This is a genomic window from Hallerella succinigenes (assembly GCF_002797675.1).
Lineage (GTDB): Bacteria > Fibrobacterota > Fibrobacteria > Fibrobacterales > Fibrobacteraceae > Hallerella > Hallerella succinigenes.
Genome location: NZ_PGEX01000001.1, coordinates 2,138,432 through 2,151,152, shown reverse-complemented (window position 1 = coordinate 2,151,152; position 12,721 = coordinate 2,138,432). Strand labels below are relative to the sequence as shown.

10 protein-coding genes and 1 tRNA gene are annotated in these 12,721 nt (G+C 50.9%); 6 read left to right on the top strand and 5 right to left on the bottom strand.

All coding sequences use genetic code 11. From position 1 onward, the window contains the following. The first annotated feature begins 9 nt into the window (after nt 1–9). Complete coding sequence (locus BGX16_RS09865) at nt 10–627, top strand: CvpA family protein (RefSeq protein WP_100425872.1); 618 nt, start codon at nt 10–12, stop codon at nt 625–627. Nucleotides 628–702: 75 nt separating this feature from the next. Here the strand turns inward: BGX16_RS09865 and BGX16_RS14670 are convergent, their stop codons facing one another. After that, nucleotides 703–3,576: a rhamnogalacturonan lyase family protein gene (locus tag BGX16_RS14670; RefSeq protein WP_157797977.1), complete on the bottom strand. Its 2,874-nt coding sequence runs from the start codon at nt 3,574–3,576 to the stop codon at nt 703–705. Between the two features lie 112 nt (nt 3,577–3,688). Between BGX16_RS14670 and hemG the strand changes: the two genes are divergently transcribed. From hemG to BGX16_RS09845, 3 genes are all read left to right on the top strand, one after another. Continuing rightward, the gene (hemG, locus tag BGX16_RS09855) at nt 3,689–5,026 is read left to right on the top strand and encodes a protoporphyrinogen oxidase (RefSeq protein WP_100425871.1); all 1,338 of its coding nucleotides are present in this window, start codon (nt 3,689–3,691) and stop codon (nt 5,024–5,026) included. 54 nt (nt 5,027–5,080) lie between these two features. Then, nucleotides 5,081–5,164: transfer RNA gene (locus tag BGX16_RS09850), tRNA-Leu, on the top strand. Between the two features lie 17 nt (nt 5,165–5,181). Beyond that, complete coding sequence (locus tag BGX16_RS09845) at nt 5,182–5,634, top strand: hypothetical protein (protein WP_100425870.1); 453 nt, start codon at nt 5,182–5,184, stop codon at nt 5,632–5,634. Between the two features lie 68 nt (nt 5,635–5,702). Here the strand turns inward: BGX16_RS09845 and recJ are convergent, their stop codons facing one another. From recJ to BGX16_RS09825, 4 genes are read right to left on the bottom strand one after another with little or no spacing between them, the layout of a single operon-like run. Next, entirely contained in the window at nt 5,703–7,409 is a 1,707-nt protein-coding gene (gene recJ, locus BGX16_RS09840) for a single-stranded-DNA-specific exonuclease RecJ (RefSeq protein WP_100425869.1), read from the bottom strand. Continuing rightward, complete coding sequence (locus BGX16_RS09835; protein ID WP_100426825.1) at nt 7,406–8,524, bottom strand: DNA polymerase III subunit delta'; 1,119 nt, start codon at nt 8,522–8,524, stop codon at nt 7,406–7,408. Before BGX16_RS09835 ends, recJ begins: the two co-directional genes overlap by 4 nt. Further along, the gene (locus tag BGX16_RS09830; RefSeq protein ID WP_100425868.1) at nt 8,521–9,753 is read right to left on the bottom strand and encodes a murein hydrolase activator EnvC family protein; all 1,233 of its coding nucleotides are present in this window, start codon (nt 9,751–9,753) and stop codon (nt 8,521–8,523) included. Before BGX16_RS09830 ends, BGX16_RS09835 begins: the two co-directional genes overlap by 4 nt. A gap of 12 nt (nt 9,754–9,765) precedes the next feature. After that, nucleotides 9,766–10,650 carry a cell division protein FtsX gene (locus BGX16_RS09825; RefSeq protein WP_100425867.1) on the bottom strand — a complete coding sequence of 295 codons (885 nt, stop codon included), beginning with the start codon at nt 10,648–10,650 and terminating at the stop codon, nt 9,766–9,768. Between the two features lie 40 nt (nt 10,651–10,690). Between BGX16_RS09825 and BGX16_RS09820 the strand changes: the two genes are divergently transcribed. Both BGX16_RS09820 and tsaD read left to right on the top strand, forming a co-directional pair. Next, the gene (locus BGX16_RS09820; protein ID WP_100425866.1) at nt 10,691–11,713 is read left to right on the top strand and encodes a CdaR family protein; all 1,023 of its coding nucleotides are present in this window, start codon (nt 10,691–10,693) and stop codon (nt 11,711–11,713) included. Further along, complete coding sequence (gene tsaD, locus BGX16_RS09815; protein ID WP_100425865.1) at nt 11,710–12,720, top strand: tRNA (adenosine(37)-N6)-threonylcarbamoyltransferase complex transferase subunit TsaD; 1,011 nt, start codon at nt 11,710–11,712, stop codon at nt 12,718–12,720. The genes BGX16_RS09820 and tsaD overlap by 4 nt, the downstream gene beginning before the upstream one ends. Nucleotide 12,721: the final 1 nt, after the last annotated feature.

Here is a 12,721-nt window from a genome sequence, read left to right as displayed (position 1 = left end):
CCGTTCAAAATGGAAGCAAACTGGATAGATATCTTCTGCGGATCGATTCTTTTGATCCTCGTCGGCATTGGCATTTTTTGCGGCCTCGCCAAGACGATTGTCCATTTGATCGCTTGGATCGGCGGTGCAATCGGCGTGATTTATGCACCGGAATTGTTAGGCCCCTTCCTCTCCGAAAACTTTAGCTTTTCGGAAACAACGCTCATCATTTTGACGCGCGTCCTCGGATTCCTTTTGCCATTTATTTTGCTCCGCATTCTAGGACACTTTGTGAACAAGTTCATGAAGCGGCATTTTTCATTGGTGAATGCGCTAGGCGGAGGTTTTTTAGGATTCATCAAGGGTGTCATTCCCTGTGTCATTCTCCTTTCGACGCTGTATCTTTTACCGCTGTCCGGAACTTTGAAAACGCAAAGGGACACTTCCTTTGCTTATGGCGTTTACTCTTATGTGCTTCGTCAGTCGGGTGCTGAACAGAAAATCATCGATACGCAAAATACGATTCGCAAAACGCTCGAAAGCAAAGTCGAAGAAGCGGCAGAAGAAGCGGTGAATCAAGCCGCGGAATCCGCCAAGGAAACCGCTAAAAAAGCGGCGGATAAGGCCGCTTCCAAAATTCAAAATTAAACAGGCAGAAAAACAAAAAAACGCACCCGAGAAAACCGGACACGTTTTTGGGTGCGGCTGATGGATGTGTGATGCTTATTTCTTCGTCGTCGAAATTTTCGTTAAGAACTTTCCGTTCGCACGAATTCCGATTATGTAGTTTCCAGCCGGGAGAGCGTCCCATTCCTGAACGATAACGCCCTGACGCCCAACGATCTGTTTGAGCACCACATTTCCGTTTGCGTCAAAGACAGCGAGCGAGGCACGAGCGACCGGGATGCGGTAAGAGATACCGTTTCGAGAGGCGCTGAGAGCGGCAGCCTGCACAGAACTCATCCCCTGAATCATCAAAGCTTCGCCTTCCGAATCCTCTTTCTTTTCCTCTTCGGATTCTTCCTCGCCTTTGAGGTTCTGATTCACCCAGGAGGTATCTTCGATCGTCCACTGGCGTACCCCTTCTGCATCAAATTCAAATTCATCGACGTTCGGACCGCCATCCGACATCATCGAATACAACGCAATCGTATTCAGACCCTTTTGCAAAACCACCGGAATCACAACAGAATCGTAGGTGGTCCAGTTTCCTGTGGACGGGAACGAAACCGCGCCAATCGTCGAATCGTTAAAGACGAGATTCATCATGCGATCTGCCGAACCGCCATTTGCAAAACGGATCGTCAAATTCGCATTGCCAGCGGTTTTCTCAGAAAGGAGCTTCCATTCCCCAAATCCCGTAAGGTCATTGACGAAGTTGTAATAGCCGCTGTCGATCCATCCCGCATTCGATTCTTCATAACCTCCATAGCCATCCGTCGGATAAGCGGCATTCACCCAAGAGAGAATTTCGCCCGTCGTCGAAGTCATCGCCTTGGGAATCACGGTAATGGAGCCCGTTTTGACAGCCGCATCACCTTCCCCACCGTAAGTCGTCACTGTAAATGGGAATGTTCCTGTTTCCGTCGGAGTTCCGGAAATCGCCACGGTTCCGTCCGCAATCTTTGCGGTAATGCCTTCCGGCAAACCTTCCACCTTGGCTCCAGAGCAACCCTTGTATGCATAAGAGAAAGCTTCTATCGCCTCTGTCCAAAGAACCAGCTGATTCGAAGATCCTGCGCCCTGCTTGATCAAAGTCGGGACCGTGACGCTGCCGACGAGTTCAATGTCCGGTACTGGAATTGAATCCTTGTCGTTTGCTAGCCAGAAGCCCAAATGCGGAGGCTGGTTGTAAGCGGTATTCTGCCAAGAAATTCCCAAACGGTAAATCGGGTCGTGCATCAGCGTGTACATGCGCTTTTCCGTCGGAATCGTCGTCGTGTAAAGGTAAAGCTGATTCGAACCGTTGTGCAGAATCACTTCTTCACGCCAGTCGCCAAGGATGTCTGCGGAAATATTCGGAGTCGCCTTGGTAGAATTGCAAGAATTACCTTCGAACGTAATCAGGTTCGAGCTCTTTTTCGTAGAGCTGTTCCACTTGCTGATCGTGGTATTGTCGAGAAGTTCGTCATAAGGATCTCCGTCCCAGTAGATGCGGAAGTTGTAAGCCGGTCGGGAAGAAGCAATCGCCGTTCCGTTTGAATTGTAGGTGTTCCAGTTCGCCGCGGACCAGAATTCATGTCCGCGGCTCGTATTATCCACATCTGCAGAAAGACCACGGCCGTTGTCACTTGAACTGGTTTCGTAGAAAATGACTTTACCCGTTTTAGCGTCATGCAGGTTGTAGCCATAAGGCTTTTCTTCATGGACTTCCCAAACTTCAAGCCCCGGGCGATCCGGAACGAGATCACCGAAATGAATGGCATCCCCGTGACCGTAGCCGACGCGGTACATAAACTTTCCATTGTGATCGATGGCGCAGTTGCCTTCGATGATTTCATCAAAGCCATCGCCGTCCACGTCGCCAGCCGAAAGGTTGTGGTTTCCCTGACCGTAGCATTCTTGGCCCTTACTGGCGGCATTGTAATACCAGCGTTGAGTCAGATTCGTTCCGTCCCAGTCGTAAGCGGACAAAGCCATGCGCGTATAATAGCCGCGCTGAAAGACCATGCTCGGTTTTACGCCATCAAGATAAGCGTTCGTGGCGAGGAAACGATCCACACGATTGCCGTAAGAGTCTCCCCAGTCGCTCACCTTTCCACGGCTCGGATTGTAGGCGACAGTCGCCATTTCGGCACCGGTCTGTCCGTTGAAAATCGTCAGGTATTCATTTCCGCTTAAAACATATCCTTTGGAATTGCGGTAATCGGTCTTGTGTCCGGTTTCGCCTGCGGCAGCGCCCTTGCTGATATATTTTCCAAGACCATCTTTAGTTCCAGGCGCCGTTTTCAAGGCGACTTCCGCATACCCGTCGGAGTCATAGTCGCCGACGAGCATTTGCGTGTAATGCGCACCGGCGCGAATGTTCATGCCCAAGTCAATTCGCCAGAGTTTTTTGCCGTTCAACTTGTACGCGTCGATAAAGACATTTCCCGTATAGCCCGCCTTGGAATTATCCTGGGAATTGCTCGGGTCCCATTTGAGAACCAATTCATATTCACCGTCTCCGTCCAAATCGCCGACAGCGATATCATTTGGAGAATAGGTGTAACTACCACTTGAATTCGAACCGCCTGCCGGACGGTCCAAGTTGATGACAAGCTTTTGAGAAGACCAGACGGAAACGGTTTTGTCTGCGCTCTTTTCCACGCCAGCGATCACGGGTCGAACTTCATACTTTGAACTCGACGTTCCCGCCGCATCCGTGTAATTCGTCGCCCCGGTAATCGGGCTCGCGTTCACCAATTTTCCATCCCGATAAAGGTTGAACGCTACGGTCGAAGACAAGTCCGTGCCAAACAAGCGCCAGCTTAAGTAAACTCCCCCGCTTACCTTTACCGCAACCAGTCCTCGATCCAAATTTTCCATTTGACGAGACGCATTTGCTCCACCCACGAGTAAAAACGCAGAAACAACCGCAACACCAAACCCTTTCATCCTATCTCCTTTTTCGTTTTAAACTAAAACAGGCACCCGCCAAACGGAGCATTGGAAAAACATTCCGTTGTCCGAGGACAACAGCCCTCCATTTTTGTATTATTGAAACGCTATGAAAAACATTGCGATTATCGGCGCCGGCATCACCGGCCTCTCTGCTGCTTTTTACGCGAAAAAAGCCGGAAATTCCGTTAAAGTCTTTGAAAAAATGAGCCGTGTCGGCGGTGTCATGCACACCCTCCAAAAGAACGGCTTTACTTACGAAACCGGTCCGAGCACAGGTTCCGTCAGCCTCCCGGAGGTCGTCGAACTTTACGAAGACTTGGGAATTCAGGACCTTCTCGAACAGGCTTCAAGCATTGCCGGGAATCGCTTTATTTTGAAAAAAGGCAAGCTTTGCGCACTGCCATCGGGACTTATCAGCGGTCTCACGACTCCGCTCTTCTCTTGGAAGGACAAGTTCGGAATGCCGTTTGAACCGTTCCGCAAGCGCGGAACCGATCCGAATGAAAGCCTTTCGGAAATGGTCCGCCGACGCCTGGGACAGTCGATTCTCGACTATGCCGTAGACCCGTTTGTTTCGGGTGTCTATGCAGGCAATCCGGACGTGATGATACCCAAATACGCCCTGCCGAAACTTTACAATCTAGAACACAATCACGGCAGCTTTATCCGTGGCACTATCGCCAAAATGAAAGAACCGAAGCCAGAACGCAACAAGAAGGCGACCAAAAAGGTCTTCTCCACTCAAGGCGGTCTTTCGGTCCTCGCCGAACATTTGGAAAAAGCCATCGGAAAAGAAAACTTCGTACTCGGGCTTTCTCCCGTCGTCGTTCAGGAAAATGGAAAGTTTAAAATCGTCGCCGGCGAAAATTCCTTTGGCCCCTTCGACAACGTAATCTATACCGCAGGCGCAAGCCACATCTTTGAAGCGCTTCCCTTTGCACAGGAAAAATTCCCCGGTGCAAACCAGGTGCTCTACGCCAAGGTTTCGGAAGTCGCCATCGGCTTCAACAAGTGGGAAGGCGTGCCGCTGAACGGTTTCGGCGCACTCATGCCGTCCAAGGAAAAACGCAACATTCTCGGCATCCTCTACATGTCGACACTTTTCAAGAATCGCGCACCCAAGGGTGGCGTCCTTCTCTCTGTCTTTGTCGGCGGACTCCGTCACCCGGACTTTATCGACCTCCCCGAAGACAAGTTCAAGGAAATGGTTTGCAAGGAAGTCGCAGACATCATGAAGATTCCAAACATGAAACCGGACCTCTTTGAAGTCACCCACCATGAAGAAGCGATTCCGCAATACGACTTGAAGACCCCTGTTCGCGAAGAAGCTTACAAGGGCATCGAAAAGGCGTATCCGGGCATTTTGATGGGCGGGAACGGGATCGATGGCATCGGCATGGCAAAGCGAATCGCGCAAGGACGCGAACTTGCGGGCCGTGTTTAAGCTTGTTTAGCCGTATTCTTTCAAGTTTTATTTATATTTGGATTGTTCACTCCTGCCCAGGTGGTGGAATGGTAGACACTGGGGACTTAAAATCCCTTGGCCGTTCAGGTCGTGCGGGTTCAAGTCCCGCCCCGGGCATTAAAAGAAAAAAGCCTATGATTGAATACTATCCAGACTCTATCTACTACCCGCGTGAAGCGGTTGAAGCCAAGTACGCAAAAGGCGAACTGGACAAGATCGAACAGCGTCTGCTCGGTTTTGCGGAACGTCATAAAAACCGTGTCTGGGCAATCTCCAAAGAAGACAGCGCTACGCCGAGCGATGAAGTCCTCCTCGACAATCTTCGTGCGTATCTGCTCGTCCGAGGCTCTCTGCAGCCGGCAGCCGACATGGCCGACCTGATCCAGGAGATCAACAAGGAAGTCTGGTACCGCAACGAAGAACAGAAGGGCAGGGAAAACCCGCAGGAAGTTGCAATCAACTGGGAAGAAAAGTTCGAAAAGAAGTGGCGTCAGGCCCGCATGTTCGAATCCTTCGTTTTGATCGACAAGTGCAAGGACAAGCTCGTCAAGATTCTCCGTTCTCCAGCTCCGAAGTCCGAAGACTAAGGCTTGCCGTTTGAATATGAAAAGGTTCCTCTCGGAGGAACCTTTTTCTTTGGCAAACGATTCAAATATCAGTGCGCCGGATTTTCGCAAATGGCCTTGATTAAAAGCTGAATGCTCTTGCTGCCGTTGTAAACGTTCCAGATCGGTTCGAAGGCAACCGAGACTTTTTTGCGCTCGCGATCGATCAGCTTTTTCGCATCGGCCATTCCAAAGGCGATCGCCGGGAACACCGGACTTCCACTCTGGGACAGCTTTAGCTGCAGATGGCCGCCGCGGAGTTCGCGAAGCTTTTCCACCTGCACATTTTCGGCAAAGAGAATCGGGTAAGGATTCTTTCCGCCGAACGGTTCCAGTTCTTGCACAGCCGCCATAAAATTCGGGGTGATTTCATTCAGCGCCGCAGGAATGCGTTCCGATTCTTCTTCCTTTGCTTCACCATCTGCCTGGTAATTCTGATCGTCGGCGAGCTTTTGCAAACGTTCCCGCAGTTCCGGAATGTCGTCTTCCTTCAAGCTGAAACCCGCCGCGTTGGCGTGTCCACCCCAGCGCAAGAAAAGATCGCGCACTTCAAAGAGAGCCTTATGCCAGTTGAATCCCGGAACCGCACGAGCCGAAGCTTGGGCGATTCCATTTTCCACCGTGAGAACGGCGGCAGGTCGATTAAAGGTTTGGGCAACCTTAGCCGAAACAATTCCGATGACACCCGGATGCCAGGACTTTCCATCGACGACCAAGACTCGAGGAATCTCTTCCCCATAACGTTCCTTGACCCAAGCGATGGCTGCCATCGAAATTTCCGCTTCCGTTTTTTTACGCAGATCGTTGTACTTCGAAAGACGGGAAAGGATTGCCGAAGCATCCGAAACCTTATCGCACAAAAGAAGTTCAAGCGCCGCATCCGGTTTATCCATTCGGCCCGGAGCGTTCATGATCGGAGCGATGCGGAAAAGCACATCCTGACCGCCGACACAGGGAGAACTTTCCAACTGACGACGGCAAAGTTCCCTGACGCCCGGCCACTTGCTGTTCAAAAGCATCGAAAGACCGCGGCGCGTCAAATAGCGATTTTCAGGCGTCATTTCGACGAGGTCCGCAAGCGTTCCCAAGGCGACCAAGTCTAGATATTTTTCCGCAGAGCCCTTGCCTTCTTTTTTCAGCAAGGCATCGATGAATTTGTACGAAACTCCCGCACCGCAAAGCGACTTATTCGGATAGCGGCATTCTTCCTGGCACGGGTCCAATAGCACATCGCTCGGAGGAAGGCCGTCGCCCGAAGGTTCGTGGTGGTCGATGACCATCACAAGCATGCCTTGAGACTTGGCATATTCAATTTCTGCATTCGCAGTGATGCCCGTATCGACAGTCAAAAGGTACTTGACGCCTTCCGAAAGCATCTGGTCCACGATATCCTTGGAAAGTCCGTAGCCCGAACCTGTGCCAAAGCGGCACGGCAAATGCCAAGAAGCATCGATTCCGATTTCGGAAAGTCCACGCTTTAAAAGCGCTGTGCCCGTAAGACCGTCCATGTCATAGTCGCCAAAAATGCAAAGCTTTTCCCCGGACTTTTTAGCCTGGTCGATCCATTCCAAAGCTTCCTTCATTCCGTGCATCGGGAATTCTTCCGACAGCGGATTCAACACATGGGAAGGAGAACTGTGCAAACGTTCGTAAGCCTGCGCAACCGACATGCAGCCACGTGCCACAAGAATTCGAGCGAGCAAATGCGGAACGTCCAACTGGTGCGCAATGGATGTGGCTAGCAATTCCGCATTCATCGTTTATACCCTTCGAACAAACCGATGGCGAGCGTCTGCAAAGCGACCGTCACAGAATTTTTTCGTCCGGCGATTTTAGCTGACGTCTCATTGACGTCGAGGATCGCCTTTTCTAAAGCTTCAGTACCCAAGCGGCCCAGATTCAGCTGTTCCAAACTTTCCCGGCGATCCGCTAAACGGACCGGTTCACCCGCATACAGGCGAAGCGCATCGCTCAGCATAAAATTCAAAACATCAAGCATCATCACGGCGGCATCAACGCCTTCCGCACCCCGTGGAAAAGTCTTATCCAGTTCAAAAAACAGATCGGAATAATTCCCTTCGACGCTATCCTTTAAAAAGTCAAACGCGATCGTTTCATTTTCGGCAATATTCTCATTATAATACATCGCCATGCCCGGAGAACCCAGAGCCATGCCAAGCGCATCTGGAGAAATTGTTTCTCCGGTCGTATTCTTCACTATTTCTTTCACTTCCGTAGTCGAAAGCGGAGGAAGACGCAGGCTCAGGCAACGACTGCGAATCGTCTGCAACAGGCGTCCTGCAAGCGAAGACGTGAGAATGAAGTACGTATTCGTCGGGACTTCTTCAAGCGTTTTCAAAAGCGCATTCGCCGCGGCATCGTTCATGCGGTCCGCTTCGGCAATGATCACCACGCGCACGCCATCGCTTGCACGGGAAAACTGCGACGTCATATTGCGGATCTGATCGACCGAGATCTGGGCGACGTTCGAAACGATAGTCGTCGAATAAGGATTCTTAAAAATTTCGGAGACGTAGCCTGCTTTAAAATCTTCCACGGTCTTCGCTTTGGAATTTTCGCTGACAGAGCTTGCAGACTTCGCATTCGCTTCGGAGGTTTCTAACGGCAAGACCCAGCTTTGAACGTTTCCCGGATCCATGGCAAGCTTACAGCCGAAGCAATGCCCGCAGGGAGCATTCTCTTCGGTGCAGCAAAGCGTTTTGGCGAGTTCAATCGCGAGCGCCTTTTTACCGATTCCGCGTTCGCCTTCGATAAGGACTGCCTGCGGGAATCGATTTTCCACAAGCGCATTCACAAGGAGCTGTCGAGCGCCTTTTTGGGATTCCGGACCTTGCAAGCAATACTTCGTCATTTTGTTCTCAACCATCGCAAAGGATCCACCGTTTCGGTGCCCTCGCTCACTTGGAAGTACAATTTAATTCCATTTAGCGAACCGATATCGCCGACCGTTCCAAGATCTTGGCAATTTTTGACTTTGTCGCCTTCTTTCACACGAATGGCGCTCATGTGACCATATACAGAGTAAACACCGCCTTCATGTTCCACGATAACAGAAGGTCCTCGGCCATCGATTTCCGTCACCATCGCCACCGTTCCGGCGGCTGCCGATTTGATCTTAGCCCCCTTCTTGCCACGGATTTCAACGCCCAAATTGCGCGTCATGATATGCAGCACCGGATGTTCATGCATTCCGTATTCGCTAATCACAGAACCGTCCAAAGGCATGCACTTGGGACCGATCGGTTTCACCGGTTCCTTCGGAAGCTTGACGAGCGGTTTCGAAGACTTGTCGAGTTTTTTCTTTTTCTGTTTCGCTTTTTTTGCCTGGGCAATTTCGCTAGCTCGCTTCTTTTCGAGCTGTCGAATGAGCGAGAGTATGGTCTTCTGGTTGCGTTCGATTTCCTGAATGGCCCGGCGTTGCAAATTCTTGCTTTTTTGCACAGTCGCAAGGACGCTTCCCTGCGTCTGAATCTGTGTTTTCAAACCTTCTTCTTCCGCCGCCTTTTTGCTCTGCAGGGTATGCAGTTCCGAAAGGCGGTTCGAAGCTTCGCGCTTTTTCAAGGAGCGTTCCCGCAACAGCCAGGAGAGCTTTTCCACCTTTTCCCTGTCTTCCGAAAGCAGACGGTTCACATAATAGATTTGGCCGTCTGGAGAAGTTTCGCCTCGAAGGGCGGCGAGAATTTCTTCTACAGTTCCCATGTCGCCGTGGATGTAAAGTTCGCGGATGCGCAAGCGCATCGCTTCGTTGCGAAGAGCGATTTCACGGTCGAGAGAATCCAGGGTGCGGTTGATTTCCGAGAGGGACGTTTTAACGGTAGACTCGTTTTTGGCGAGCAGTTGGACATATTCCTTGGTGCGGTTTAAGTTTTCGTCGAGAATCGCAATCGTGTTGAGCACACCCTTTTCTTCGGATTCGAGAAGTTTGACCTTTTGACGCTGTTTGGCGAGGTTCGATTCGAGCTTTTTTAATTCCGCACGTTGCTTGGCCAGTTGCGAACTGGTAGATTTTCTTGTTGCAAACGACGGAGCCGCAACAAGCGAAAGCAAAACGAACAGAACAAACAGGCGACGCATCAACATCCAGATCTTCGCCTAATTTTCAGAAACATCCCGTTTCAAGAATCTGCGCACGCTGCGATAGCTCGAATAGACAGAAACGAGAGTTACCGCAACGACTACCAAAACGAGCAGTACGCTATACCCCGAAAGGTAATATTCCAAAACCGGGATTTCTTGTATCAAGGAGCGCTCCGCAAAGCCGAGCAGCAAGGCGGCAATGCCGCTTGCAAAAACGCCCTGCATAATGCCTTCCATCAAAAACGGGAATTCGATGAAGAACGCAGAACCTCCCGCATACTGGATGTTTTCCACCAAGAGCTTTCTCGAAAAGAGAGATAGACGCACCGCATTGCCAATGATCAAAAAGAGCGTCACAAAAATCAGCACGGTCGTCGCAATGGGCCAAAAGATCATCGAAAACTTCCATTCCGTAATCCTGTCCACAAAAGAAGTCGGCGATTCCACGGCATCAAATGCGGGATTCTTTTTCACAAGCAAAACCACTTCGTGCAAAAGCGACGGTTGGCGGTAACGCGGGGCTAAATTCATCACAAAAGAAGCCGGGAGAGGATTGCCGTTTACAAGGGCGAGCATCTCGCCCGAAAAGCGCTTCTTAAAATCCTGCATCGCCGAATCCGGGCTCTTGTAAATAACCGAGTCCAATTGTTTGATCTGGAGCAACTCATTTTGCAATTTTTGAACGGAATCCATCGAAACCGGATTCTTCAAAAAAGCCTCGACGCGGTAAAGACGCTCCTCTACGCTTGAAAGGCGATAGGCTCCCAGCAAAAACGCGCCCGAGAGCCCCAAAAGCACGGCGCAAAGGAAAATCGTAACCAAGGACGGAAAGACAACCGTATGATGTTCTTTCCAACCACGAAACGATTCGGAAATTAGATAACGGATCTGACTGAACACGCAGACGAATATAACTTTTTATATCTATTTTTGAAATGAGATGAAACACATCGGTCTTAAAATCATCGCTTGTATTTTCGGCATTGCCCTGTGGTTTTATGTTGTCTCCGCGAGAGTCACGGAAATCGACATCCAGGTTCCGCTGGTTTTCACCCGTTTACCTGAAACCCTCGCCATTGCCTCCCGCCCGGCTCAAAAAATCACGATTACCGTCAAGGGAACAGCGATCGACCTGATCCGTCTCAAAAGATCTAGCGAATCTGCCGCAAAAATTCTCGTCGACTTGCACGATGCAGAACTCGGCCTTGAACGGATTATCCTTTCCGAAGACAACTTTATCGCTCCGGACTTTCCAAACATCCATTACCAGAGCGCAAACCAGATCGCCGCCTTGGAAGTCGAAATCGATACCCGCATTTCGAGGACGATTCCGGTCCACCTAAAAGGCGCCTTCGACGCGAAGGACGGTTACACGATCATCGGCGTTCCAACACCGGATCCAGACACGATCAGCATTTCTGGCGCCCGTGAAGCATTGACCCGCATCTTTGAAATCCAGACGGAAGAAATCAAAAAGCAGAATCTTGAAGCGGATGAGACCTTTAATGTTCCTCTTGACTTCTCCAAGCTTCCGCCCTATGTTTTCCCAAGCGACAGCTTTGCCAAGGTTCCGGTTTCCGTACAACCTTTGGTCCGCAAATCCTTTACAAGCGTTCCGGTACAGCTGATCGGTCTTTACGACCGCAGCCAATATTTACTTGAACCGTCGATCGCCACCGTCGAAGTTTCCGGCGGACAAGGCGTTCTTTCCGACATCAAAAAGAAAGACATTCTGCTCTTCATCGAATTCAACCGCTTCGCAATCGAAGATGCCGACAGTCTCGAACCAACCGTCCGCATCAGCAGCGACGTGAAGAGCTTCCAGGTTCGCCCGGAAAAATTCTATCTCAAAAAGAAGGTCCCTGTCGTTCCAGAAGCCGATCCGGCAAACGATTCGACAAAGGCAAGCCCAAGTGCACCGGCTGATTCGCAAAAAACGGTGCTGACGGAGAATGCAAAATGATTTGGCTCGGAATTGAATCCAGCTGCGACGAAACCGCCTGCGCAATTCTGCGTGACGATCCGCTTGAAATTTTATCGAATCCGCTTTACAGCCAGATTCAAGAACATGCAAAATACGGCGGAGTCGTTCCTGAAGTCGCAGCCCGCGCCCACTTGGAAAAGATTACGACGATTTGCCAAAAAGCGATCGACGAAGCCAAAATTTCTTTGAAGGATATCGACGCGATTGCCTTTACCCGTGGTCCGGGCCTGATGGGGCCGCTGCTTGTCGGGGCAAGCTTTGCCCGCGGACTCGCCCGCGATCTGAACATTCCAGCTTACGGCATTAACCATTTGGAAGGCCACCTTTCTGCGGCATGGCTCACGGAACAGGATTTGGAGCCTCCTTATTTGACGCTCACCGTTTCTGGTGGTCACACAGAACTCGTCGTGGAAGAACCGGGCTTTAAGTACACGCTTCTCGGCAGAACCCGCGACGACGCCGCAGGCGAAGCCTTTGACAAGAGCGGCATACTCATCGGTCTTCAATACCCGGCAGGTTCCACCATCAGTAAGCTCGCCAAGGGCAAAAACCGCAAGTTCCACAACTTTCCCCGCGCCCTCAAAAACGAGGACAACGGAGAATTTTCCTTCAGCGGACTCAAGACCGCTGTCCGCCGTTACGTGGAATCGAATTCGCCGGAATTTATCCAGGAGAACTTGGGCGACATCGCCGCTTCCCTCGAAGATGCGATTATCGACAGCCTCGTGGCAAAGACAATCTGGGCTTTGAAAAAGACCGGTTTCAAGACTTTGATCGTGGGCGGAGGCGTTTCTGCAAACGGACTTCTCCGTGAACGCCTTGGCAAATACTGTGAAAGCCACGGCATTCGCCTCGCCTTCCCAACTCTTTACAACAGCACCGATAACGGCGCGATGATCGCCGCAGCCGCGATTCGCCGTGCCCGAGCAGGAATGCTCCCTGAAACTTCGACGGAAGTCAAGCCGTGGCTTCCGCTCGCCATATAAG